Origin of the sequence: Limnospira sp. PMC 1279.21 (assembly GCF_032349615.1) — a bacterium.
Classification (GTDB): Bacteria; Cyanobacteriota; Cyanobacteriia; order Cyanobacteriales; family Microcoleaceae; genus Limnospira; species Limnospira fusiformis.
The window spans coordinates 1-22,220 of record NZ_JARPLU010000079.1 but is presented as its reverse complement, the minus strand read 5'-3'; the positions used below and the strand labels follow the sequence as shown (position 1 = coordinate 22,220).

The following is a 22,220-nucleotide window of genomic DNA, read 5'->3' as shown; positions in this document are numbered from 1 at the left end:
TTAGGGTGAGGGCAATGTATTACAAAGTCCCTCTCCCTTTCTGGGAGAGAGGTGTAGGGTGAGGGCAATGTATTACAAAGTCCCTCTCCCTTTCTGGGAGAGAGGTGTAGGGTGAGGGCAATGTATTACAAAGTCCCTCTCCCTTTCTGGGAGAGAGGTGTAGGGTGAGGGCAATGTATTACAAAGTCCCTCTCCCTTTCTGGGAGAGAGGTGTAGGGTGAGGGCAATGTATTACAAAGTCCCTCTCCCTTTCTGGGAGAGGGATTTAGGGTGAGGGCAATGTATTAAGCGACTGGTGAACAAGCTGTATCTCAGCAAAATTGAAAATTCCCGATGCACGAGTTTTCCGAGAAAATCGCAGCGCCATTTTCCCCCCTATTGACAAAAACCCAATTTTGTGATATGCAAGCCCCGTCCTCGGAAAGGGCGGGGAGTATCAAGAATCAATTGGCACTATACTCAAAGCCATGGTCATCAGCGTAGCGATGCAAAAATCTCATCACCCGCCCAAAAATATCCTCAGAATCAACCTCAAAAGTACATTCTGCTTTCGAGAGTTCATCATCTCCCACATAGAAGAACTTAACACCTGTGGGACTTACGCGGATTTCTCCTTCTTCATCCCGGAGCCATAAATGGCTAATTTGTTTGCGATAAGCCCTGAGTTTTTCGATCGCCTTGAGTTGTTTAAAGACTAAAACGACAATCTTGGTGTTGCTGTCTCGGCGTTTGCGGAGGCTAACCCCACCCAGTTCCTCGTCAAGTCCATCGATAAACTGGATAGATGTAGACACAACCTATTGCTCCATAGAGTTTAGCCAAAGTTTAACTCGGAATTAAGTAGAAACACTCAAAACCTCATAAAACTTAACTTCTAGGGGTTAGAGAAACTGTTGATTCTACCACCGCCAATCACGCGACCGGGAGTGCTGCGAGGAGAAGTAAAGGGAGCCTGTTGCTGGATCACTTGATTTTGATTATTTGGGTTTAAATTGGTGGGACCGACCACATAGTTATTGGGATTGGGGGTGGCGGGCTGAAAGTTGGGAAAACCACCAGAATTGTCCGTCTGAGGCTGCTGATTGCGCCCAAAAGGATTAGTTCCGGTGTAGTTATATTGTCCGTGGGGGTTAGCGCGGTTGGGAGGTAGCACGGGTGCTGGTGGTAAACCACCTGGCTGGGTTCCAGATAAGGGCTGAGGTAGGGAACGGTTAGTTTGATATGGGTTAGGCGCTACATCAACAGTGGCTGCATTAGTTCCATCAATGGGGGCTACGGTTCTGGGAACCACCCAACTGGCTTCGGGAATTTGAACTGGGGGTGCGTATGCGGGTAGAGGAATACCAGAGGCGGTGTTATTATCCCCATTTGTCGATGATGGGGTAGCCACCTGACTATTGCTGCTTCCAGTGACTATCAGAGGGTTGAACATCCCTTGAGTTTGGGTTTGGGTTTCGCCTTCGGATTCACTTGTTGATGATGAGAAAGACTGACCCATCGCCGCCTGTAGTGGGGTGGGTGCTAAGGGGGAGTTAGTTAGGGTTTCTTGATTGTCCTCCTGGTTAGCTGGGGTTCCCCACCCTAATAAACCAAAGGATGCAGGTCTATTATTTGGGGAATTTTGGGCATTTTGCAGAGCCTGGCTGGTAGCATTAAAGGGACTGGTGGCTGTGGTTTCGGGGAATGGTTCAGGTAGGGTGGTTGTTGCTTCACTCGATCGCAAATTTCGGGAACTCTGGGTTTGGGTATTTTGATCGGACCGAGAGTTACGGCGGCGAACTTCCTCGAATACGTCTTCTCCGCCTTGGATAGGATTGTTAAATAGGCTAACATCCTCCGGGTTGTTTCGGCGTAACTCTTCGAGTAGTAAGCCTGAACTGTCAATTTCGGCAGCGATCGCCAATTCTTCCGGAGATAGTCCGCTTTCGGAGGTTTCCGGTTCCCAGTCAATCCGATAGAGTTCGGGATTTTCTGAAACTTCCCATACAAATATACTCACTAGGGAAATCACACCAATGGGTCCCCACACCCTCGGCTGGGCGATCGCCTTGAGTTTGGCAATAATCGGGTTAACTTGTTTTTCAACATCATGGTTGTGGTCGTGATGTTGATGTTGATGTTGATGTTGATGGTGTTGTTGATGTGACATGATTGATCACCGATTGAGTATAAGGACAGGACTATCCCAGGAATTTGATAAAGCCTTCAGGAACAAGTTGAGCTTCTCCTGACTTAAATCTCTCCACGGGAACCCAGAGGGCTAATTTTTGGCGATCGCCTTCCTTAAATGGGATTTGTTCCTGTTGGTAAAATTGGCGATCAGCAAATTTACATCGATACAGTTGGATAATTTCATGTCCCTGACTACCATTATAAACGAAAATGCTTTCCAGGCAATCTAGGTATTCTATATCAGTAATTTCCGCGTTGAGTTCTTCGAGAAATTCTCGTCGGAGTGCATCTCGACTATGTTCGCCAAAATCTACACCTCCTCCTAAAGCACGATAAAAGGTTATTTGTTTTTCCTGGTCGTATCCCTGAGACACCAAAATGCGATCGTTATCCTCAATTAATCCTAATGCAATTACCCTAATTTTCGGTTTAGCCATGATTCTGAGTTAATTAGATTTTATCGGCAGCATTCAAGAGATACCATCGTTAGCAAAATCAGGATCATGGCGATTCGTTGAGACCGGCCAATCTTGATTTTGTCCCCCAATAATTAACTCTTCTATCGTGACATAATCTTCGCTGAGTTGTTCCAAAGAATTAATCAAAACATCCAAAGCCAAAGCATCACTGGTTCCCAAATCAAACCAACAACGCGCCCACAATCCCTCATATTCTACTTCCCCCATATTGTGCATGAGTGCCATCATAGCATCATGATTTCTGTCATTCTCATAAGTCATATAATTGAGGTCAACCCCCACTTCTTGCACCTGCAATTTTTCGGCATTAAATCCCCCCAATTTTCCCAACAAAAACCAGGAATTAAAAACCTCCTCAATATACTGTCTTTCTATCATGGAAGGAATGGTGCTAAACCTTAACCAAATCCAGACATCAAATTGATTAAACTCTCTAAACTTTACATCCATGATACCAGATGAAACCTCTCTATTTTTGGTCATGATTAAGGCATATTTACCCCCAGTCTGCCATGATATTACCTAAAATAACCGCGACTTATGGGGAAAGGCAGATAGATTTAGTGGGGGGGGTTGATCAGGCTGTTATAAAGGCGGTAACTGAGTAGGTCCCCATAAACTATTATAATCTCTGATGGTATTGCGTAGGGGATGACAAGGGCGGTCTAAGCTGTCAATATTATTAAGTGTTTTGCACTGCTCATAAAAAATCTGAGCGACAGTCAGCCTAGGAAGTTGATCAGGTTGTGATAATGCTACACTAAAGCTCTGGTAAGCAGCATTCAATAGCTGAGGGTCATTTTTCTGCCTACCGAGAGAGGCGAGAATCTGAGCCTTGAGATAGAACAATTCTGGATGAAAAGGCACTTCTTCTAAGGCTTGGTTAACAATAGTTAAAGCCCGGTCTAATTGGTCAAGATCGCGATAGGCGATCGCAATTCCCCAAAGGGCGAGATAACGAGGACCTGCGTAACGTTCCAGGCGCTCTACAGCAGCCATGGGGTCAGAAAAAGGCAAATTTAAACCGAGAAATAAATCCATATATCCCTTGAGCAAATTTAGCTCTGGGTCTTGAGGATCAATTTGTTCGGCGGCATTCATCAATCGTAGCACAGTTTGCAGCTTATTTAAAGCCTGGGGAGCCCCCTTAATAGTTCCTTGAGTTTGGACAATATAAGCACCCTGTAAAAAATGACCCACCGCCATATAGAGATTTCCCCGTAGAGGGTCAGAAACCATAAGAGATTGAGCAGTTTGCAGAGTTCGGTCGGCGTAGCGTTTCATAGCATCCCAGTCTTGAGCCTGATAAGCTAGAGAGGCTTGGAGAGCAAAAACCATTGGTTCGTTAGTACCAAGCTGTTCAGCCTGTTTGAGGTACTTTTGCGCCTCAACATAGTGTCCTCGCTCAAACATAGCCCGAAAGGCGGCTTCGGTTTGTTCACCCATAACCCTAGGATTATTAGTGCGGAAGGGGTCAGCCGCAGTAGCAGTTAAAGATAACAGAGCGATCGCAATAGGGGTAATACCAAACAGGGTGATAGTTTTGGAGTGAATGGATTTTATAAGATTTGATAAGCTAATCATAGGGATCTTTCCTTGAAAATGCTAATGGGCTGGAGTTTTGCCAAAATTCAGCCCCTAGGTTAATCGAGTCATGCTATCATCTGCACCTAGTTGGTGCCAGGATTGATAGGTTTGAGTAACATTTAGAATTCCTCCAAATGCTATATATCAGAAATTTGCTTTATCATCCGGCCGCCTGCAATGCTCCCATTCTGAATAATATTAATTTAGAACTGCCTCCGCAACAGTTAGGCTTGATTGTGGGCCGTAGCGGTTCTGGTAAAAGTACATTACTAGAAATTTTAGCGGGTCTGGCTCAAAAAACGAAAGGGGATATTCGCTGGCGTGAACAGGAGTTAACTTCTGAACAACTACCACAACTCGCGGGTTTAGTGTTTCAGTTCCCGGAGCGACATTTCTGCGGTGGTTCGATTTTGGAAGAGTTGCGACTGGGACACCCAGAAATCAGACTCGATATGATGCAAAATGCTTTGGGGGAAGTGGGGTTAGAGAGTCTATCCTTAGAAAAGGCTCCCCATTCCCTCAGTGGCGGACAGCAGCGACGGTTAGCCTTAGCGGTACAATTAATCAGACAACCTCATTTATTGATGTTAGATGAGCCGACAGCGGGTTTAGATTGGTCAATGCGGCGGCAGTTGGTGGCTTTGCTGGACAAGTTAAAATCTCACTGGACTTTATTGGTTGTTACCCATGATGCGGGGGATCTGTTGGAAATTGCAGATTGTTGTTGGCGACTTGATCATGGCAATTTGCAACCTGCTGATCCGCAGACTTTGCTGAAAAATGTTGATCCGGCTGTGGTGTAACGATAGTGTTGGAGGAATTGGGTTTGGGGGAAATTCAGTCGGAAGGTTGGGAAACTCTGGGTTGGATACCTAGCGATCGCCAACTGGAAATTTTTAATATACTCTATGAGCAGATTTTGGCGGGTAATCAACGGCTTAATTTAACCCGCATTACTGATCCGGTGGGGTTTTGGGAAAAGCATTTATGGGATTCTTTGCGGGGGGTCGTACCCTGGTTGTCCGGGGATAAATTGCCTTTGCGGGTGATTGATATTGGTACTGGCGCGGGTTTTCCTGGTGTTCCGATCGCGATCGCTATTCCCACAGCCGAAGTTACATTGCTTGATAGTACCGGTAAGAAAATTGCTTTTTTACAAACTCTCATCCCTCGTCTGGGTCTGGAAAATGCTATCCCCTATTTGGGACGGGTAGAAGCGATCGCTCAACAGTCCGACCATCGCCAAAGTTATGATCTGGTCGTCTTACGCGCTGTCGCTGCTGCTACCGTGGCGGCTGAATATAGTTTACCCCTACTCAAAATTGGCGGCGTGGCGGTACTATATCGCGGTCAATGGACCCCCCCAGAACAGCAGGAGCTACAAAATGCGATCGCTCCCTTGGGCGGTAAACTAGACTCCGTGGAATCCTTTGTCACTCCTGTAACCGAAAGTGTCCGCCACTGCGTCTATTTACGGAAAATTAAACCCACACCCGATCGCTTTCCCCGTCCTGTTGGTATTCCCACCCAAAAACCCCTAGGGTCTCTATCCTCCAACTCGTAGGATGGTAGGGTGCGTCAAAGCCAGGAAATCGTCATGACAACCCGGTGATCAACAACTGACGCACCATTTCCCCTGGCTGGGGCATGATTTGATCAATGATTTAAGGATGTTAAACTCCAGTCAGGGCGGAGGTTTTTTGCACCTCGTAAATAGGGATGATGTACTTGAGTTTTGTGGCTGGGAAAATTGACATGAACGAGTACGCGAATACAGCGTTCTAGGCTACCCTTGACATACATTTGCTGGACATCCAACAGGGGAACATTTTGCCAGTGGGGACGTTCTCTGGCGATCGCCGCCGGAAAAATCGCATCCAAATCGCGAGTCACAGAAAAAGTCGTACTGATAATCTGTTCTGGATCTAACTGGTTGCGAGTTTCCAATTCATCCAGTAGTTCCGTCACCGCTTCGCGAATTGCGTCAATGGAATTTTCCCTAACTGTCGTCGCGCCACGAATCGCTCGAACTTGCCACTCCACGCCAAATCCTCCTATGATGCTTAGTAGTATAGGTTAACGGGTGGTCAAACACCACCTCGCCTGTGATTGCTTAACCCCCTGCGTGGGAATGTTTAAGGTCGATACAGCCACAGGGGTAAACCACTGGTAGACAACTCAAATTCTACCCAATTTCGGGCATCCGAGATCCTGTTAGTCGCCGCCAGATTATTACTGAGAACCCGATTTAATAAAGATTTCGGCTTTTCCAGGGTACAGCATTCAGTTTTATCCGGGTCAAGATTGACCATTTCCGCTGTCCATCGACGCGCATCTTCTTCACTCCCCAAGCGATCGATCACCCCCAACTGTAGGGCTTGTTCTCCCGTAAAAATGCGCCCATCAGCAAAAGATCGCACCGCCTCAATTTCCAAATTTCGAGACTCAGCCACAGTGCTGACAAACTGTTGATAACTCGTATCAATCAATTCTTGAAGAATTTGCTGTTCTGGTTCCGTTAATTCCCGGTCAAAAGCTAAAATATCCTTATAAGGTCCTGATTTTATGACCTTAAAAGAAACGCCAACTTTTTCCAGTAGTCTTTCTAAGTTATTTCCCCGCAAAATTACACCAATACTGCCTGTAATAGTGCCAGGATTAGCCATAATATGTTCAGCCCCCATGCCAATATAAACACCACCAGAGGCAGAAATATTACCAAAACTAGCCACAATTTTGACTTTTTTTCTTAAAGATTTAAGGGCGCTATAAATTTCCTGGGAGTCGCCAACTGTGCCGCCAGGACTATCAATCCTCAGCAGTAGCGCGGGAAATTTCCGTTCTTCAACGGTTTTCAGTGCCTCTAAAACCCGCTTGCGGGTATCACCAGCAATAGCACCACTAATTTCGATGCGAGCAATTTGTTTACGAAAACGAGACTTAAATGGCCAAATCATGAACTTTTGGGGCTTAATCAAATGGGACGGGTATCGCCGAGACCAGCAAACAGCTAAAATGGGCTAAAGCTAAACACCTCGTATATATCGAGGAGTACAGCCACCTTATTTAAGTATAATCCCACGGGGGGCTGTCTTAGCCGATGTTCTCAGCTAAAGTAGACTTTTTGGCAGTTAACCCCTATCATAGAAACAGTAACTTAACAAAACTACATATAGCAGCGGACAGGGAATCGGGAACACCGGACATCAAAAGGCCACCATCTAGGTTTCATCTTGTGTCTACTGCTATAAATAGCACAACTCACCCCCAACGAAATCGGGTGAGTGCAAACTTCAAAGATTCCTGGGAGAAAACTTGCCAATGCTAACAAAGCAGACCAACACGGATTTACCCTTGAAACCATTATTGCTGATCGCGCCATTTTTCCTGTGGGGTACGGCAATGGTAGCCATGAAAGGGGTAATTCCCCACACTACACCCCTATTTATGGCGGGGATGAGATTGGTTCCGGCGGGGGTGTTGGTTCTGTTATTTTGCTTAATCCAAGGAAGACCTCAACCTAAAACCTGGAAAGCCTGGTTATGGATTGGCTTATTTGCTTTGGTCGATGGCGCTTTATTTCAAGGATTCCTGGCTGAGGGACTGGTGAGAACTAATGCGGGTTTGGGTTCGGTGATGATTGACACCCAACCTCTGGCGGTAGCCATTCTCTGTCTGTGGCTGTTTAATGAAAGCATCCGCTTTTGGGGATGGTTAGGGTTGGTCATTGGGGTGATTGGTATTAGTGCCATCGGTTTACCGGATCAGTTGATTTTGGGGTGGTTTAACTTACTACCAGCAGAACAAATGGTCACCTCGCCAATATTAGAAAGTGGGGAATGGTTGATGCTATTGGCCGCTTTGTCAATGGCGGTGGGGACGGTTTTAGTCCGGGGAGTGTGTCGCCACTGTGACCCGGTGGTGGGGACGGGTTGGCACATGATTATTGGCGGTTTGCCTCTATTTATGTTGTCCGGTGGCTGGGAAGCTGACCAATGGGTTAATATTGATGGCGGCGGTTGGATGGCGATCGCTTATTCGACTATTTTTGGTAGTGCGATCGCTTATGGCTTATTCTTTTATTTCGCTTCTAGTGGTTCCCTAACTAGCCTCAGTTCCCTCACTTTCCTAACCCCTATTTTTGCCCTGCTATTTGGTAATCTGTTTTTGGGAGAGGTACTCACTCCTTTACAGTCAATGGGGGTGGGATTAACCTTGGTCAGTATCTATCTGGTCAATCAGAGAGATATCTTGGCTGATAAGTTCAAATTTGGTCACTCTGCTGCTGAGTCTATCCCCTCAGAAACTACTCAACCTATGGAGGTATCCCTACCCGTAAAAATCCCGGAGTCCGAACCTAAATTGTAAACCTGAACTGCGAGCTAAGACTATGAAAGTAGGTGCCAACTATCTAGGAGGCGATCGCTGTGAATTTGTCGTCTGGTCCCCCCTTCGAGAAACTGTCAATCTGCAAATCGAGACACCATCACCTCGGCTAGTTCCCATGACTAAGGATTCTCAGGGATACTGGCGGGTGACCGTTTCTGATGTACCACCAGGGACTCGCTATCGTTATCAACTTGATGGCGATACCATTCGACCTGACCCCGCCTCTCAGTCGCAACCAGAAGATGTACACGGACCCTCTCAGGTAGTTGATCATCATGGCTTTCATTGGGAAGATAGCAACTGGTCAGGAGTCCCACTGGCTGATTTAATTATCTATGAATTGCACGTTGGCACTTTTACCCCAGAGGGTACTTTTCAAGCTGTTATTTCCCGCATTCCTGAGTTATTAGAGTTGGGAATTACCGCCATTGAATTAATGCCTGTTTCGCAGTTTCCTGGTAGTCGGAACTGGGGTTATGATGGCGTTTATCCCTACGGTGTTCAGACTTCCTATGGGGGACCAGAAGGATTAAAAGCTCTCGTTAATGCCTGTCATAAACAGGGAATGGCTGTGGTTTTGGATGTGGTATATAACCACTTCGGACCGGAGGGGAATTATACCCGTGATTTCGGACCTTATTTTACTTCTAAATATCAAACACCCTGGGGAAGTGCCATTAACTATGATGATGCGGGTAGTCCGGGGGTGCGGAATTTCGTCTTAGAGAATGTTCTCTATTGGTTCCGCGATTATCATATTGACGCGCTGCGATTAGATGCAATTCATGCTATTTATGACTTTGGCGCTAAACATATTTTAGAGGAAATGTCCGACCGGGTAGCCGCACTATCTGAGGCACAGGGTCGCCAGTTTTACCTAATCGCTGAAAGTGATTTAAATGACGTGAGAATTATTAACCCCAAAAACCTGGGAGGTTATGGGATTGATGCCCAATGGAGTGATGATTTTCACCATGCTTTGAGAACCTTAATTACTGGAGATTTGACCGGGTATTATAAGGATTTTGGCAAATGTGCCGATTTGGCTAAAGCCCTATCCGAGAGTTTTGTCTACTCCTGGGATTATTCCCCTAATCGCGATCGCTATCATGGTAGTTATGCAGGCTCGCGCCCTCCCTCTCAATTTGTGGTATGCTGTCAAAATCATGACCAAATTGGCAACCGGATGTTAGGAGAAAGGTTGTCTCAACTGGCATCCTTGGAAGCCCTCAAATTAGCCGCCGCCACCGTCTTGTTATCTCCCTATATTCCTATGTTATTTATGGGCGAAGAGTACGGAGAAACAGCCCCATTTCTGTATTTTATCAGCCACAGCGACCCCGATTTAATTGAGGCAGTTCGCCAGGGGAGAAAATCGGAATTTGAGGAGTTTCACGCCGTCGGAGAACCCCCAGATGCCCAAAGTCTTGAGACCTTTAAGCAATCTATTCTCCATTGGGAAAAACGCAGCCAGGGACACCATAAAACCCTCTTAGGTTTCTATAAAAAACTGATTAGCCTACGCCATGAGATTCCCGCTATTAAAAAAGGCGATCGCCAAAGCCAAAAAGTCACCAGCCACGAATCCCAAAAACTAATATCTTCCCATCGGTGGACTGATAACTCTCAAATTCTGTGTATATTGAACTTTAATAAACAACCAGTCACCTACCATTTCCAGAATTCCGGTCAAACTTGGCACAAACAGTTAGATTCCTCTGATTCTATATGGATGGGTCCAGGTTCTCATCTTCCTGATACCATTAACAATTCCCAGGAAATTACCCTAAACCCCGAAAGTTGTATCCTCTACAACTGTTAAACATCTGTTAAACATCCATTCACCCAACTACTACTTCCCTCGACATAAATTATGCGTATTCCTGTTGCTACCTACAGAATCCAATTTAACCCTAATTTTGATTTTGAAGATGCCCAAAAAATTCTGCCTTACCTGCAAGAATTAGGCATTTCCGATATCTATGCTTCCCCAATTTTTAAAGCCAGAAGTGGTAGTACCCATGGTTATGATGTCGTTGACCCCAACCAAATTAACCCCGAATTAGGTTCCCCAGAAACCTTTGATGAGTTAATCGAAGAAATCCAAAAACGCGACATGGGATGGGTTCAAGATATCGTCCCTAACCACATGGCTTATGATAGCGAAAATAAGCTATTGATGGATGTGTTAGAACATGGGCCAGATTCCGAATATTTTGATTATTTTGAAATTGATTGGGATCAGGCTTATGAAAACATCAAAGGACGAGTCCTAGCGCCATTATTGGGAGACTTTTATGGCAACTGTTTAGAAAACGGAGAGTTGAAACTTTCCTATAATGAATCCGGGTTAAGTGTCAATTATTACCATCTCAAATTCCCCCTCAGAATTGAATCCTATGCTACCCTCATCAGCTATAAAATTAACACCCTTTCCCAAACCCTAGGAAACCGTCACCCTGATGTAATTAAATTGTTGGGGGTTCTGTATATCCTCAAAAATATTCCCTCCGAAACCTCTAGCCAGCAGCGACGAGACCAGGCGGAATTTGTCAAAAAACTGCTGTGGGAAATTTATCAAGATAATCCAGAGATTCAGAAATTCATTGACGAAAATCTTGATTTCTTTAATGGGGATACCGGGAAAAGGGAGAGTTTTAATCTCTTGGATAACCTGTTATCTGATCAATTTTTCCGCCTGTCATTTTGGAAGGTCGGCGCAGAAGAATTAAACTATCGCCGCTTTTTTACCGTTAATGAATTGATTTGTGTTAGGGTCGAAGATTATAAGGTTTTTCAACGCACCCATGATTTAATTGGTGAGTTGGTCAAGTCCGGTAAATTTACCGGATTAAGAATTGACCATATTGATGGACTTTATAACCCAGTTCAATATCTGCGGTGGCTGCGGGAAAAAACCGGAGAGATTTATATTGTCGTTGAAAAAATCCTGGAATTAGACGAAAAATTACCCGCTAACTGGCCGATTCAAGGAACCAGTGGTTATGAGTTTTTGAATTATGTCAATGGCTTATTTTGCCAGAGTAAAAATCAGGAAAGGTTTAATCAAATCTATGCCGAAATGACTGGACTTAACCGAGATTATAATGAGTTATTGGTGGCGAAAAAACGGCTAATTGCTGATAAGAATTTGGCGGGAGATGCTGATAATTTGGCACAGTTACTCAAGCAAGTTTGTGGTGATTATCGCTACGGACGAGATTTCACTTTAGCAGGTCTAAAAACTGCGATTATGGAGTTTTTGGTCAGGTTTCCGGTCTATCGGACTTATATTAATCAGGAAGGTGTGGGAGACGATGACCGCGCCTATGTGCAACAGGCGATTCGGGAAGCTAAGGGGAAATTGCCGGAACTTTTGAATGAGCTTAATTTGATGGAAAAGTTCCTGTTTCTTGATTATGATGAGTTTTTGAGTGAGGAAAATCAACAGTTGTGGCTGCGTTTTGTGATGAAATTGCAGCAGTTTTCCGGTCCGTTAACGGCTAAGGGAATTGAAGATACTCTGTTTTATGTTTATTACCGATTTTTGGCGTTAAATGAGGTGGGAGGTGCGCCTAATCATTTCGGTATTTCTCTGGAAGAATTCCACGAGTTTAATCAGCAACGTCTGCACAGTTGGCCCCATGCCATGAATGCGACGGCTACCCATGACACCAAGCGAGGGGAAGATGTCCGATCGCGTTTAAATGTGATTTCAGAAATACCTGATCAGTGGGAAGAAAGGGTGAAGGTTTGGTCACAGTTGAACCTTGTTCATAAAACCAAAATTGATAGCAAGATAATTCCCGATCGCAATGATGAATATTTCCTCTATCAGACTTTGGTCGGTTCTTTCCCCTTCCTAGAAGAAGAATATCCTGAGTATATCCAACGGATTAAAGATTATGTCGTTAAAGCAGTCCGGGAAGCTAAAGTACATACGGCTTGGTTACGACCAGATACTGATTATGAAAATGGCTTTGTGAATTTTGTCGAGCAAATCCTGGATTTCTCCGAGGATAATAAATTTTGGCAGGAGTTCCGACCCTTCCAAGAAAAAGTCGCTTTTTATGGGGTGTTTAATTCCCTGTCTCAGACTCTACTCAAGTTAATCAGTCCTGGACTACCCGATATTTATCAGGGGACAGAATTATGGGATTTAAGTTTAGTTGATCCAGATAACCGTCGTCCCGTCGATTTTGATGGTCGCCTGTCCTATCTCCAGGAAATTAAGCGACGATCGCGCACCGGAATGGAGAATTTAATTGATGATTTAATGGCGACTTGGGAAGATGGTCGTTTAAAGTTGTTTTTAATTGCGCGGGTTTTACAAGCCAGACAGGAATATCTGGAGGTATTCCAACAGGGAGACTATCAACCTGTAGCGGTAACTGGTAAATATAGCGATCGCATTATTGCCTTTGCGCGCAGTCATGGTAAACAGACAGCGATCGCCATTGTACCGAGGTTTTTGACCGATGTTATAGAACCCCCTCAATTTCCCCTAGGTGATATTTGGGGAGATACCGCTATAATTGTTCCAGAAGGTAGTGGGTCCAATTGGCATGAAGCGATCGTCAATCATGACATAGCCGCCAGTCCCAACATTCTCGTAAGTCAAATTCTCCAGTATTTCCCCGTCGGTTTACTGATTAATGAATCAGTCCCCATTTCCGACAAATAATTCCCTAGTCTCCTTGGGGGTATTCTTCCCATAACTTTGTCGTTTGGCGAATACTCCCATAATTACCATTCCCCAAAATCAGGTGGTCCAGGATAGGTAAAGACAATAATTGACCCCCTTCCAGAAGTTGGCGGGTCAACTCAATATCTTGATAACTAGGTTCAACATTTCCTGAAGGGTGATTATGAGCAATAATCAGACGGGTGGCATTGTGTTTGAGTACCTCCCGGAAAATGTCACGGGGATGAGCCAGGGTTTCTGTAGCCGTTCCTATGGTCAACAGCTTAGTTCCCAATAGGCGGTTTTTCACATCCATTAACAAGATAGCAAATCTTTCTTGTGTCTGCCACATCAAATTATGGCTGAGAGCATTAGCAGCCACCAGGGGACTGTCAATGACCGTCAATTCGGGGGGTTTAGATAGAAAGACTCGCTTTCCCAATTCGATCGCAGCTAGGATAGTAGTAGCCTTAGCCGGACCTACTCCGTGAATTTGAGTAAGTTCCCCGACGCTGATATTTCGCATCATCGAAAGGGGATCTTCCTCACACTGGCTGAGTTCCTTTAATATGTATTGTCCCAGACCAACCGACGAGAGTTTCCCTTTTCCCTGACCTGTTCCCAGCAAAATGGCTATTAATTCTGCGGTAGAGAGGCTCTGGGGTCCCAAAGCCATTAATCTTTCACGGGGTCTCTCACTCGTAGGGATATCCGCAACTCTGAGGCTGTAGGTCATGCCATAATTTACACTCGTAAGTTAGATGAAGCATTCCCCGATTGTAGCCCACAAATGACCAGTTAATTCCGAAATAAAAATAAAATTCCCCCGAATAGGGGGAATTGATTGAGGTCTTGCCTTTTTCAGGGATAGAAGCGATCGCTTTTGGTTTTTGGTAGCTTACGCCACCCCCAATCGCCTATCGCTCCTCAACCCCTATGTCACTAAATAATCAGAATGTCACTGGCGTTAATACGCGGGAAGGTTCCATCCGGCAGTTGACCGAACTGAGCAACAGGAAATACTCCTCCGTCCAGACTGCCGTTTTCATCGTACTTCAGCACACCAGATGCTTGTTCATAAATTAGCACTGGAGTATTAATGTTCGCATCCGCATCGCGATAAAGTCCAGTTGGCAAGTAAATAAACTGGTTCGGTCCAAGTTCATTGGTGCTGATTCCCGGAACCAGAGCAAAGCCAAAGCCACCAACACTAGCGTCTCTGACAAACACCATGCGGTCATCACCACTCTGATTAAAGTCCGTAATAAAGTCCGCACCAGTGGTTTTAACCGCATCACTGAAGCGATAGAAGAACTGGTTGTTACCCTCACCACCAACTAAGGTGTTAACACCGAAGCCACCTTCGAGGGTATCATCTCCAGGTCCACCATCGAGTAAATCATTACCGCTACCACCGAAGAGGAAGTCATTACCACCGCCACCGAGGAGAGTATCATCGCCAGCGCCACCTAACAGCAGGTCATTACCTGATCCGGTTCTAATCAGGTCATTGCGCTCACTACCCTCAACGGTATTGTTACCCTCAAGGTTGGTAATGCTTACGCCCTCATTACCTTCGCTAAAGAATTGAAGATTAGCTGCAGTGATACTGTCATTACCCAGCGTATTGGCAGTATCAGATAACAGGATGTCATTGGTGGTTCCCAATACAATGGTATCGTCACCAGCGCCACCAGCGATAACGTTAGTGATAGTACCTTGTGCGCCGATAATTAAGTCATTACCAGCACCACCAAACAGGCTAACCTCTAGGGGAGTAGTACCGGTACGCAACCACTCGCCACCGTTCAGGGTGTTGTTGCCATCGCCACCGTCCATGATACTGAAGCGTCGCCCCAGCAGGCTATCATTGCCTTCACCACCAAATAGGGAGTCACTCGCAAATATAGATACTAAGGTATCGTTACCAGGACCACCATCTAGGACGCTACCTCCCGCAAAACCTGATAGGGAACTATTAATACCCTGGGTGGTTAGTTGCGCTGAAGTGTTAGTGGATAGGAAGTCATCTCCCTCGCCGCCCAATAGGGTATCCTCAGCGGCAAAACTCATAATCGTATCGTTACCAGCACCACCATCTAGGAAGTTCTGGCCTTCTCCGAATCTGCCGATGGGACCTATAATTGAATCATTACCAGCACCACCCATCATGGTTACTTGGGTGATACCAACCAAGGCAGTCTGAGGATCAAAGGGGCTAATAGACCCTGTGGGGTTTTGAATTCTTAGGGTGTCGTTACCTTCATCCCCAGAAAGGTAGGATAGGCTGCCAACTCCGACAATTGAGTCATTATCTTGACCACCATAGAGACTATCTCCGGTGTTGATCCCAACAATCGTGTCATTGCCCTTGTTGCCGTTAACCCAGTTGTTACCTTGGTTAGCACCACCAACGGCTGGGGGAACCACTAGACCAACATTGCTCTGACCAGAGGCGCTGTAGAAACCGATTAGGTCATCTCCTTGACCCCCGTAGATGGTGTCATTACCCTGTAAACCACCTAATATGGTGTCTTCATCCTGATTCCCAAACATGAGGTTGCCGCCAGAGACTGCAACTAGCAAGTCTCTTCCGGCTCCTCCATAAAGAGTTGCTGGTTGTTCAGCGACGATGGTATCGCGACCGTCTCCACCCACTAAAGCCACCCCAGCAGCACGACCTAACAGAGAGTCATTACCAGGGCCACCAAATAGGGTGTCACCGGGGCCACGAGCTACCAGGACATCATTTCCACTAAGGTCACTGCCAACTAGGCTATCTCCATAAACCAGACTACCTCCCAGGGTTGAGGTGAAAATGGTGTCGTTTCCTCCAAGACCCAGGATTGTGTCTGGTCTAGGGGCAAAAGGTGCGTCCTGATTATATTGATCAGGTCCGCTAGTTAAAAAGGTTGGACCTCTTCCAGATGTCATTTTGTTTCACTCCTCCGCAATGATGTTTTTTGATCCGTTGGGACTACAGACACTGCCTGAAACACCAGAGATTGTTCCGCAGTAGTTTAACCTTTTTACCGTCAGCAAGTCTAGTCCCTTCCCCACTGTTCTGTCTACAATGTCTGTAGTGTGGTTAGGATTGCTTGGGTGTATTATGATTGGTTCTTGGGGCAATTTCTCCAGAAATGTCTGGTAATCATTACTCTTAAAGATTATCTTGGGTACTCTTGCTGTTGGGACGAAATATATCCCTACTATGTTCCTGCCCACTCCTTATTTCAGCCAGTTTCAGCCCAAAAGGGTCTTATAAGCACGCTGATAAGATTTCGCTCAGATATGATTTTATGCCCGGGAACTCCTCCTTTTTTCGTCTAGTCAAAGGTCTATTTGATGGGAATTATATGTTATTTCTGACCACTAACTTTGCTGTAGCAAAATTAGATAATCTGGGGTCAAAGTTTCGGGTTAGGGAAACCTCGATCGCCTATGCAATGACTGGCTGGGAGGAAATCTGTTCCCCAGAGGTGGGCTGGGATTTTTGAGCGACTTGTTCGATCAGTTGCAGTTGTTTTGACAACAATTTGGACAGATCATAACGCTCTAGGACTGTTTCCCTGGCTCGGACTCGCAAATCTGCCATACGGTTGGGGTGGTCTAATACCTCATCAACCCGGTCGGCGATTTGTTTGGGGGAAAAGAAATCGACCAGTAAGCCGTTGTAGCCATCTTGAATCACCTCCCGAATAGGGGGGGTGTCGGAACCAATGACTAGACAACCGGTGGAAAGGCTTTCTATCATAGACCAAGACAATACAAAGGGTCGAGTTAAGTATACATGGACTGCAGAGGCTTGAATCACTTTCAGGTATTGGCCATAGGGCAAGGGACCGACAAAGTGAATCCTAGATAGATCCAGGGGGATCTGAGCCAGCATTTTGTCTTTGTAACTCATGCCATTGGGTAAGGATTTACCGTAGCAAACTCTCTCGGATCCGACAACTACTACATGGCAGTTTGGTCGTCTTTCCTGTATGTACGCCACGGCTTCGATAAATTCTGGAAAACCCCTATAAGGTTCCATACCACGCGCTACATAGGTGACTATCTCATCAACTTGACTCAAGTCTAAATTAGGTAGTACCAATTTAGCGCTGGGGTCGGGTTTAAAGTAGGTGGTGTCTACGCCGTCATGAATGACGGAGATTTTCGATTGGAGTTCCGAGGGAAATTGCGATCGCTGCCAATAGGTGGGTGAAATCCCCCAATCACAGGAGTATAGGTCAATTAAAATCGGGCAATTTTTGACTCTAATCCTAGCCATATCATCAACGGTGAGGGGGTCGGCGGGGTCAAAGTCGGCATCGGAACCTTTAGCCTTATAAAACCACTCGAAATAACACAGTAAAGGGGTATCGGGAAAGGCCTCTTTGATGAAGAGGGTGGGACCCCAACCGGAGTGACCGCAGACGATATCGGGAACAAAACCCATGGATTTGAGTTTCTCAGCCATCCGATAGACGGCTTGACCATATATTACAGCACTTTCTATTCCCCGCAAATATTGGTGAGTTTCCGGGGCGCTGTCCCGGTTGGGGGTGAATAGGGCTTTAGTAACTCCGGGAATTTTCCATTCTGGGCGTTCGTATTTGGTACCGAAAATGATTTGATTATTGGGGTCTGCACCCAGGGCGGTGATAATATGTCGATATTGGGCGGGAAAGTTGGGATGTAGGAATAATGCTCGCATAATCAAGGAATAGTTGGGCTATGAAGTGATACTGACTGTGGGGGAAACGGGGGCGCGACAGATCCAAACGCAGTCACGGGGTACGGTGGTGGTGTCTTTGTGTAAGATTTCGTAGCCGATATGGCTGAGAAATTTAGCCATCAGGTTGTCGGTCATTATGGAAAAGGCGGTTCCTTGTCTACGTCCCAGCAGGTTCTGATCCCAATCTACTAGGAATTTCTGCCAACCGAGGTCACTGAGGGTGTTGGTGTGGTGGAATATACACAGGCGATCGCCTTTTAGTAGGGGTGGAATGCGGGTTAGATAGTTAAAAATATCACGGGGTTCGATGTGAACCATGGTGTCATAACAGAAACATACATCCAGGGAGGCTGGCGGAATGCCGTCTAGGGTAATGCCATCTAGTTTTACATAGTTTACTCTGTCTTCTCCCAGGCGATCGCGGGTAGCTTTTAACATTTCATGGGAGATATCCGCACAGGTAAGGCGATCGCAATATTTCAGCAGTAGGGCTGCTGTTTTACCGCCGCCAATGCCAATTTCTAGCACTCTATGCTGTTTCTGGATATACGGGGCGATAAATGTATTTTCTATAATTTGCTCATACTCAGCCCGTGATTGGGCCGCTCCTGCTGCTTTACCAATCCACTCATCACCGATATGATTAAAGTCGGGGTTGGTACTTACCCACGTTTGGGCGTAGTCATCCCAAGCGCCTTCATAGTCTATTTTCATGGTATCGCTCACGGTTTTGGGTTTAACCTCCTGGGGGGGTAAAGTTGACAGGTTTAACTTCTCGTGACTATCCCAACCTAAATCTTGGCCTAGAAATTCTCGTAGTTTGAGATTGTAGGGTTGGAAGTAAGCCTCCAATTGTTCGCGCAACTGCGGGGAAACTGGGGAATAGTTCCCAGCATTGTAGCGATTGTAGTTGCCTTGGTGATAAGGGGGAAGGTCTAGGAAGTTAAATACTTGGTTAACTACGGTGTCGGGGTGGGTGTATAGATCTTCACTGCGGATAATCAGAAATTGGGCTCTGGGAAATATGGCCATCCATCTTTGTAATTGTTGGACATAGATACCTCGGTCAAGGTAACTATAGTGTTGATGGTTGAAACTGTAATAGGTTCCGTTGGCGCTGAGTTTTTCTTGTTCCCCTTCCAGCCGCCCGGCTTCCGCTGCGATCGCTTTTTCTAAGGATAGGGGTTCACAGCCTAGCTTCACTTCCCAGTAATAGTGAGAAATGGCCCGGTCTACGGGGTTCCTCAGTAGCACAATTAGTTTCACCTGGGGAGAATACTGGTGCAGTCTCTGGGGAACTGCGGGATGATATAAATAATAGGGCGACCCTTCCCCAGTTAGTTGCTGGGGGTGAGGTAGGCGGGGAAATTGGGATTGATACCACTGGGGTGGTTGATGGTAGTTGAGGGTGAAATAGTGAATTTCTTTGCTGGCTGCAGGGATAATTTGCGGATGTTGACAGAGATACTGATACAGAGAATTTGTCCCGCCTTTCTGGGTTCCGATAATTATAAAATGCGGCGGCGGTGCGATCGCTTTAGTTTCATCTGGGGTCAAAGACCAAGGACTCCCTCCGGTTTCCATTACCACTATTTACTATTTCCTCAATGGCCAATTTCTCTAGCGATCGTACACTAAATTCAGCTACAATCACCACGTCCCCGACAGTATTTTGGCGATTGAAACCATGTCAACGGAAACTATAGAGGCGGAACCCTTACTGTATCAGTATCGTAGATTTTTTGCTAATCAGTATCTCCATGGAGATGGCATTGAAGTGGGGGCGCTTAATCACCCTCTAGCTTTACCAGAAACTGCCAGAATTAAATATGTCGATCGCCTCTCGGTAGCAGACCTCAGACGGCATTATCCTGAGTTGGCTGATGAACCTCTAGTTGAGGTTGATATTATTGACAATGGAGAACATCTCCAAACTGTTGAGGAAGCCAGCCAGGATTTTGTCATTGCTAATCATTTTATTGAACATTGTCAAGACCCGATTACCACCATTGAAAATCTACTCCGGGTTCTCAAAAAAGGCGGGATTCTCTATCTGGCGGTTCCCGACAAACGCTACTCTTTTGATAGCGATCGGCCTATTACTTCCTTTGAACATCTGTTGAAAGATTATCAGGAAGGCCCCGAAAATTCTAAGGTCAGTCACTATCAAGAATGGGCGGAATTAGTGCTTAAAGAAACTGATAAATCTCAGGTTCAGGATATTGTCAAAAAGTTAATTAAACGCGATTATAGCATTCATTTCCATGTGTGGGAGTCTCGGAACTTTTTGGATTTCTTGGTTTCCCTGAAAAACCACCTTAATTTTCCCTTAGAGGTTCAGCGCTTATTTCAAAACTCATCTGAGTTTATTACCATTTTGACTAAATCCAGATAGGCATCCCTTCGGGGTAGCGTCAGACCTGAAGCATAAAGTCAGGCGGAAATCATCTCTGACGCACCCCCATTTCAAGGGGATATTTACAGCAATTTTTTAAGTAGGGAAGTAAGGCTCTCTCCTAATTTTAACACATCTTGCTGTTGTTGTTCATCTTTCAGATTGCCATCGGTGTCAAAAATCTGATAGCCATTGGGTAAAGTCTTCTGTTCGGGAATTACTAAGACACCAATACTTTCTAAAATAGACCGCACATGAAACAAGCCCCTTAAACCTCCTAAACCACCCGGAGAAGTTGCCATTAAAGCAGCTACTTTTCCGCGAAAACAGGTTAAGGCTAAAGGGGGTTCTCCCGGTTCTGAACGGGAAGCCCAATCAATCGCATTTTTCAGTAAAGGAGTAATTGAACTGTTGTATTCGGGAGAGGCAATTAAAAAGCCGTGATGGGTTTTTAATAATTGCTTAAATTGCAGCACCGTTTCCGGTAATCCTTCCCGGTCTTGCAAGTCTTGGTCAAACAGGGGCATCGGCAAATCTTGGAAGTCGATAAAAGTAACTTCCGCCCCGGCTTGTCTGGCTCCTTCGGCAGCAATTTTGACCAGTTTTTTATGCAAAGAAGCCTCGCGTTTACTGCCAGCAAATGCCAAAATTTTGGGTGTTGTTTCCATGATATTCTAGTTGGTATAATCTGAGGGTACGGCTAAATCAAATAGCAGGATTTCCGCCGGGTCTGATGTGCCGGTTAATCGGATTATATGGGTTTCATCGGCGGCGGGAGTTATGGCGACTCCATCTCCCTGACTGAGAGTGCGATCGCCTAAAACTACCGAACCCCTAGCTATTTGAATCCAGGCAACTCTTCCCGGTTTTATGGTATAATTTATCTGGTCATCTTCGGTAGTTAATTTAGCCCCATATAGTTCCACATCCTGATGAATAGTGACCGAACCATTCCGACCGTCAGGAGAACCCAATAATTGCAGTTGACCCCACTGTTCAGCCTCAGAAAAGGCTTTTTGTTCATAGCTAGGGGGGAGTCCATTTTCATTAGGAATAATCCAAATTTGCAACAGGTGAACTGGTTGAGTTTCCGACCCATTAAATTCGCTATGATAAATGCCAGTTCCTGCAGTCATCCGTTGCACTTCTCCCGGTCGAATTACCGAACCATTACCGAGGCTATCTTGGTGTTCTAGGGTCCCCGATAACACATAGGTAATGATTTCCATATCTTGATGGGAGTGGGTTTTAAATCCGCCTCTGGGTTGGATATGGTCCTCATTAATTACTCGCAGGGTAGCGAAACTAATATGATTGGGATCATAATATTGACCAAAGGAAAAGGTATGGCGACTATCTAGCCAGTCTAACTTTACTTGGCCGCGATCGCCACTAGGCCGAATTTCGATCATAAAATTATCCCGGCTTTAGATAATAGTGATTTGTGGGCAACTATTGATATCATAATACACAACTCGATTATCTGCTTAATCAACTATCCGAGAATAATCGAGAATTGGCAATCGATAATATCGGGTGGGTGGGGCGGGTTTACCAATATCCTGGTATCCAATGTAATTGACCCCAGTGTTTATGGCGTGGGTGGGGCGGGTTTACCAATATCCTGGTATCCAATGTAATTGACCCCAGAACCCGCCCCTACAGTCTTGGGTTCCGGTAGGAAGATAAAGAGCATGATTTAATCTCAAATTAGGTTAACATTTTACGGCAATACGGTATAATACCAAGTATGGGTGCGAGACGTTTAGGAGTGAAATAGGGATGCAATGC

Annotated in this window: 19 protein-coding genes; 6 read left to right on the top strand and 13 right to left on the bottom strand. The window is 45.6% G+C overall.

All coding sequences use genetic code 11. The features are described 5' to 3' along the window. Nucleotides 1–443: 443 nt before the first annotated feature. The 5 genes from psb28 to P5683_RS13400 form a co-directional block, all read right to left on the bottom strand. Complete coding sequence (gene psb28, locus P5683_RS13420) at nt 444–794, bottom strand: photosystem II reaction center protein Psb28 (RefSeq protein WP_006622421.1); 351 nt, start codon at nt 792–794, stop codon at nt 444–446. Nucleotides 795–874: 80 nt separating this feature from the next. Beyond that, nucleotides 875–2,149, bottom strand: a complete 1,275-nt coding sequence (locus P5683_RS13415; protein WP_187758319.1) for a hypothetical protein — start codon at nt 2,147–2,149, stop codon at nt 875–877. 31 nt (nt 2,150–2,180) lie between these two features. Next, on the bottom strand, nt 2,181–2,609 hold the full coding sequence (locus P5683_RS13410) for an NUDIX hydrolase (protein WP_006622423.1): 429 nt from the start codon (nt 2,607–2,609) through the stop codon (nt 2,181–2,183). 33 nt (nt 2,610–2,642) lie between these two features. Beyond that, the gene (locus P5683_RS13405; RefSeq protein ID WP_174447170.1) at nt 2,643–3,101 is read right to left on the bottom strand and encodes a DUF3531 family protein; all 459 of its coding nucleotides are present in this window, start codon (nt 3,099–3,101) and stop codon (nt 2,643–2,645) included. A 135-nt stretch (nt 3,102–3,236) separates the two neighbouring features. Further along, nucleotides 3,237–4,235, bottom strand: coding sequence for a Sll0314/Alr1548 family TPR repeat-containing protein (locus P5683_RS13400; RefSeq protein WP_006622425.1), 999 nt, complete (start codon nt 4,233–4,235; stop codon nt 3,237–3,239). A 137-nt stretch (nt 4,236–4,372) separates the two neighbouring features. Here P5683_RS13400 and P5683_RS13395 point away from each other — a divergent pair, with 137 nt between their 5' ends. Together P5683_RS13395 and rsmG are read left to right on the top strand one after the other, a co-directional pair. Beyond that, entirely contained in the window at nt 4,373–5,041 is a 669-nt protein-coding gene (locus P5683_RS13395; protein ID WP_006617410.1) for an ABC transporter ATP-binding protein, read from the top strand. Between the two features lie 5 nt (nt 5,042–5,046). Beyond that, nucleotides 5,047–5,802, top strand: a complete 756-nt coding sequence (gene rsmG, locus P5683_RS13390) for a 16S rRNA (guanine(527)-N(7))-methyltransferase RsmG (RefSeq protein ID WP_046319039.1) — start codon at nt 5,047–5,049, stop codon at nt 5,800–5,802. Between the two features lie 92 nt (nt 5,803–5,894). On the opposite strand, the gene aroH is transcribed toward rsmG, so the two are convergent. Both aroH and sppA read right to left on the bottom strand, forming a co-directional pair. Next, entirely contained in the window at nt 5,895–6,281 is a 387-nt protein-coding gene (gene aroH, locus P5683_RS13385) for a chorismate mutase (protein ID WP_006670050.1), read from the bottom strand. A gap of 92 nt (nt 6,282–6,373) precedes the next feature. Further along, nucleotides 6,374–7,195 (bottom strand): signal peptide peptidase SppA, encoded by an 822-nt coding sequence (gene sppA / locus P5683_RS13380; protein ID WP_006622428.1) that lies wholly within the window; start codon nt 7,193–7,195, stop codon nt 6,374–6,376. A 364-nt stretch (nt 7,196–7,559) separates the two neighbouring features. Between sppA and P5683_RS13375 the strand changes: the two genes are divergently transcribed. From P5683_RS13375 to treY, 3 genes are read left to right on the top strand one after another with little or no spacing between them, the layout of a single operon-like run. Then, nucleotides 7,560–8,606, top strand: a complete 1,047-nt coding sequence (locus P5683_RS13375; protein ID WP_006670049.1) for a DMT family transporter — start codon at nt 7,560–7,562, stop codon at nt 8,604–8,606. Nucleotides 8,607–8,628: 22 nt separating this feature from the next. Next, a complete protein-coding gene (gene treZ, locus P5683_RS13370; RefSeq protein WP_315640141.1) occupies nt 8,629–10,449 on the top strand; it encodes a malto-oligosyltrehalose trehalohydrolase in 1,821 nt (606 codons plus the stop codon). 51 nt (nt 10,450–10,500) lie between these two features. Further along, nucleotides 10,501–13,311: a malto-oligosyltrehalose synthase gene (gene treY, locus P5683_RS13365; RefSeq protein ID WP_315640142.1), complete on the top strand. Its 2,811-nt coding sequence runs from the start codon at nt 10,501–10,503 to the stop codon at nt 13,309–13,311. Nucleotides 13,312–13,315: 4 nt separating this feature from the next. Here the strand turns inward: treY and radC are convergent, their stop codons facing one another. The 4 genes from radC to P5683_RS13345 form a co-directional block, all read right to left on the bottom strand. Next, on the bottom strand, nt 13,316–14,047 hold the full coding sequence (radC, locus tag P5683_RS13360) for a DNA repair protein RadC (RefSeq protein ID WP_111892010.1): 732 nt from the start codon (nt 14,045–14,047) through the stop codon (nt 13,316–13,318). 206 nt (nt 14,048–14,253) lie between these two features. Then, the gene (locus tag P5683_RS13355) at nt 14,254–16,245 is read right to left on the bottom strand and encodes a calcium-binding protein (protein ID WP_315640143.1); all 1,992 of its coding nucleotides are present in this window, start codon (nt 16,243–16,245) and stop codon (nt 14,254–14,256) included. Nucleotides 16,246–16,750: 505 nt separating this feature from the next. Then, nucleotides 16,751–18,013, bottom strand: coding sequence for a glycosyltransferase family 4 protein (locus P5683_RS13350; RefSeq protein ID WP_006670044.1), 1,263 nt, complete (start codon nt 18,011–18,013; stop codon nt 16,751–16,753). Between the two features lie 18 nt (nt 18,014–18,031). After that, complete coding sequence (locus P5683_RS13345; RefSeq protein ID WP_187758323.1) at nt 18,032–19,618, bottom strand: sulfotransferase domain-containing protein; 1,587 nt, start codon at nt 19,616–19,618, stop codon at nt 18,032–18,034. Nucleotides 19,619–19,721: 103 nt separating this feature from the next. Between P5683_RS13345 and P5683_RS13340 the strand changes: the two genes are divergently transcribed. After that, nucleotides 19,722–20,429 carry a methyltransferase domain-containing protein gene (locus tag P5683_RS13340; RefSeq protein ID WP_008056386.1) on the top strand — a complete coding sequence of 236 codons (708 nt, stop codon included), beginning with the start codon at nt 19,722–19,724 and terminating at the stop codon, nt 20,427–20,429. Nucleotides 20,430–20,512: 83 nt separating this feature from the next. On the opposite strand, the gene P5683_RS13335 is transcribed toward P5683_RS13340, so the two are convergent. Then, nucleotides 20,513–21,097: an NADPH-dependent FMN reductase gene (locus P5683_RS13335; RefSeq protein WP_006622438.1), complete on the bottom strand. Its 585-nt coding sequence runs from the start codon at nt 21,095–21,097 to the stop codon at nt 20,513–20,515. 6 nt (nt 21,098–21,103) lie between these two features. Next, nucleotides 21,104–21,841, bottom strand: coding sequence for a pirin family protein (locus tag P5683_RS13330; RefSeq protein ID WP_006622439.1), 738 nt, complete (start codon nt 21,839–21,841; stop codon nt 21,104–21,106). Between the last annotated feature and the right edge of the window lie 379 nt (nt 21,842–22,220).

Bases quoted from the DNA above. Each gene is read 5' to 3' on its own strand.
- P5683_RS13415 (WP_187758319.1), bottom strand. From the start codon at position 2,149: ATGTCACATCAACAACACCATCAACATCAACATCAACATCAACATCAC.
- P5683_RS13410 (WP_006622423.1), bottom strand. From the start codon at position 2,609: ATGGCTAAACCGAAAATTAGGGTAATTGCATTAGGATTAATTGAGGAT.
- P5683_RS13405 (WP_174447170.1), bottom strand. From the start codon at position 3,101: ATGGATGTAAAGTTTAGAGAGTTTAATCAATTTGATGTCTGGATTTGG.
- P5683_RS13400 (WP_006622425.1), bottom strand. From the start codon at position 4,235: ATGATTAGCTTATCAAATCTTATAAAATCCATTCACTCCAAAACTATC.
- P5683_RS13395 (WP_006617410.1), top strand. From the start codon at position 4,373: ATGCTATATATCAGAAATTTGCTTTATCATCCGGCCGCCTGCAATGCT.
- sppA (WP_006622428.1), bottom strand. From the start codon at position 7,195: ATGATTTGGCCATTTAAGTCTCGTTTTCGTAAACAAATTGCTCGCATC.
- P5683_RS13375 (WP_006670049.1), top strand. From the start codon at position 7,560: ATGCTAACAAAGCAGACCAACACGGATTTACCCTTGAAACCATTATTG.
- treZ (WP_315640141.1), top strand. From the start codon at position 8,629: ATGAAAGTAGGTGCCAACTATCTAGGAGGCGATCGCTGTGAATTTGTC.
- treY (WP_315640142.1), top strand. From the start codon at position 10,501: ATGCGTATTCCTGTTGCTACCTACAGAATCCAATTTAACCCTAATTTT.
- radC (WP_111892010.1), bottom strand. From the start codon at position 14,047: ATGACCTACAGCCTCAGAGTTGCGGATATCCCTACGAGTGAGAGACCC.
- P5683_RS13355 (WP_315640143.1), bottom strand. From the start codon at position 16,245: ATGACATCTGGAAGAGGTCCAACCTTTTTAACTAGCGGACCTGATCAA.
- P5683_RS13350 (WP_006670044.1), bottom strand. From the start codon at position 18,013: ATGCGAGCATTATTCCTACATCCCAACTTTCCCGCCCAATATCGACAT.
- P5683_RS13345 (WP_187758323.1), bottom strand. From the start codon at position 19,618: ATGGAAACCGGAGGGAGTCCTTGGTCTTTGACCCCAGATGAAACTAAA.
- P5683_RS13340 (WP_008056386.1), top strand. From the start codon at position 19,722: ATGTCAACGGAAACTATAGAGGCGGAACCCTTACTGTATCAGTATCGT.
- P5683_RS13335 (WP_006622438.1), bottom strand. From the start codon at position 21,097: ATGGAAACAACACCCAAAATTTTGGCATTTGCTGGCAGTAAACGCGAG.
- P5683_RS13330 (WP_006622439.1), bottom strand. From the start codon at position 21,841: ATGATCGAAATTCGGCCTAGTGGCGATCGCGGCCAAGTAAAGTTAGAC.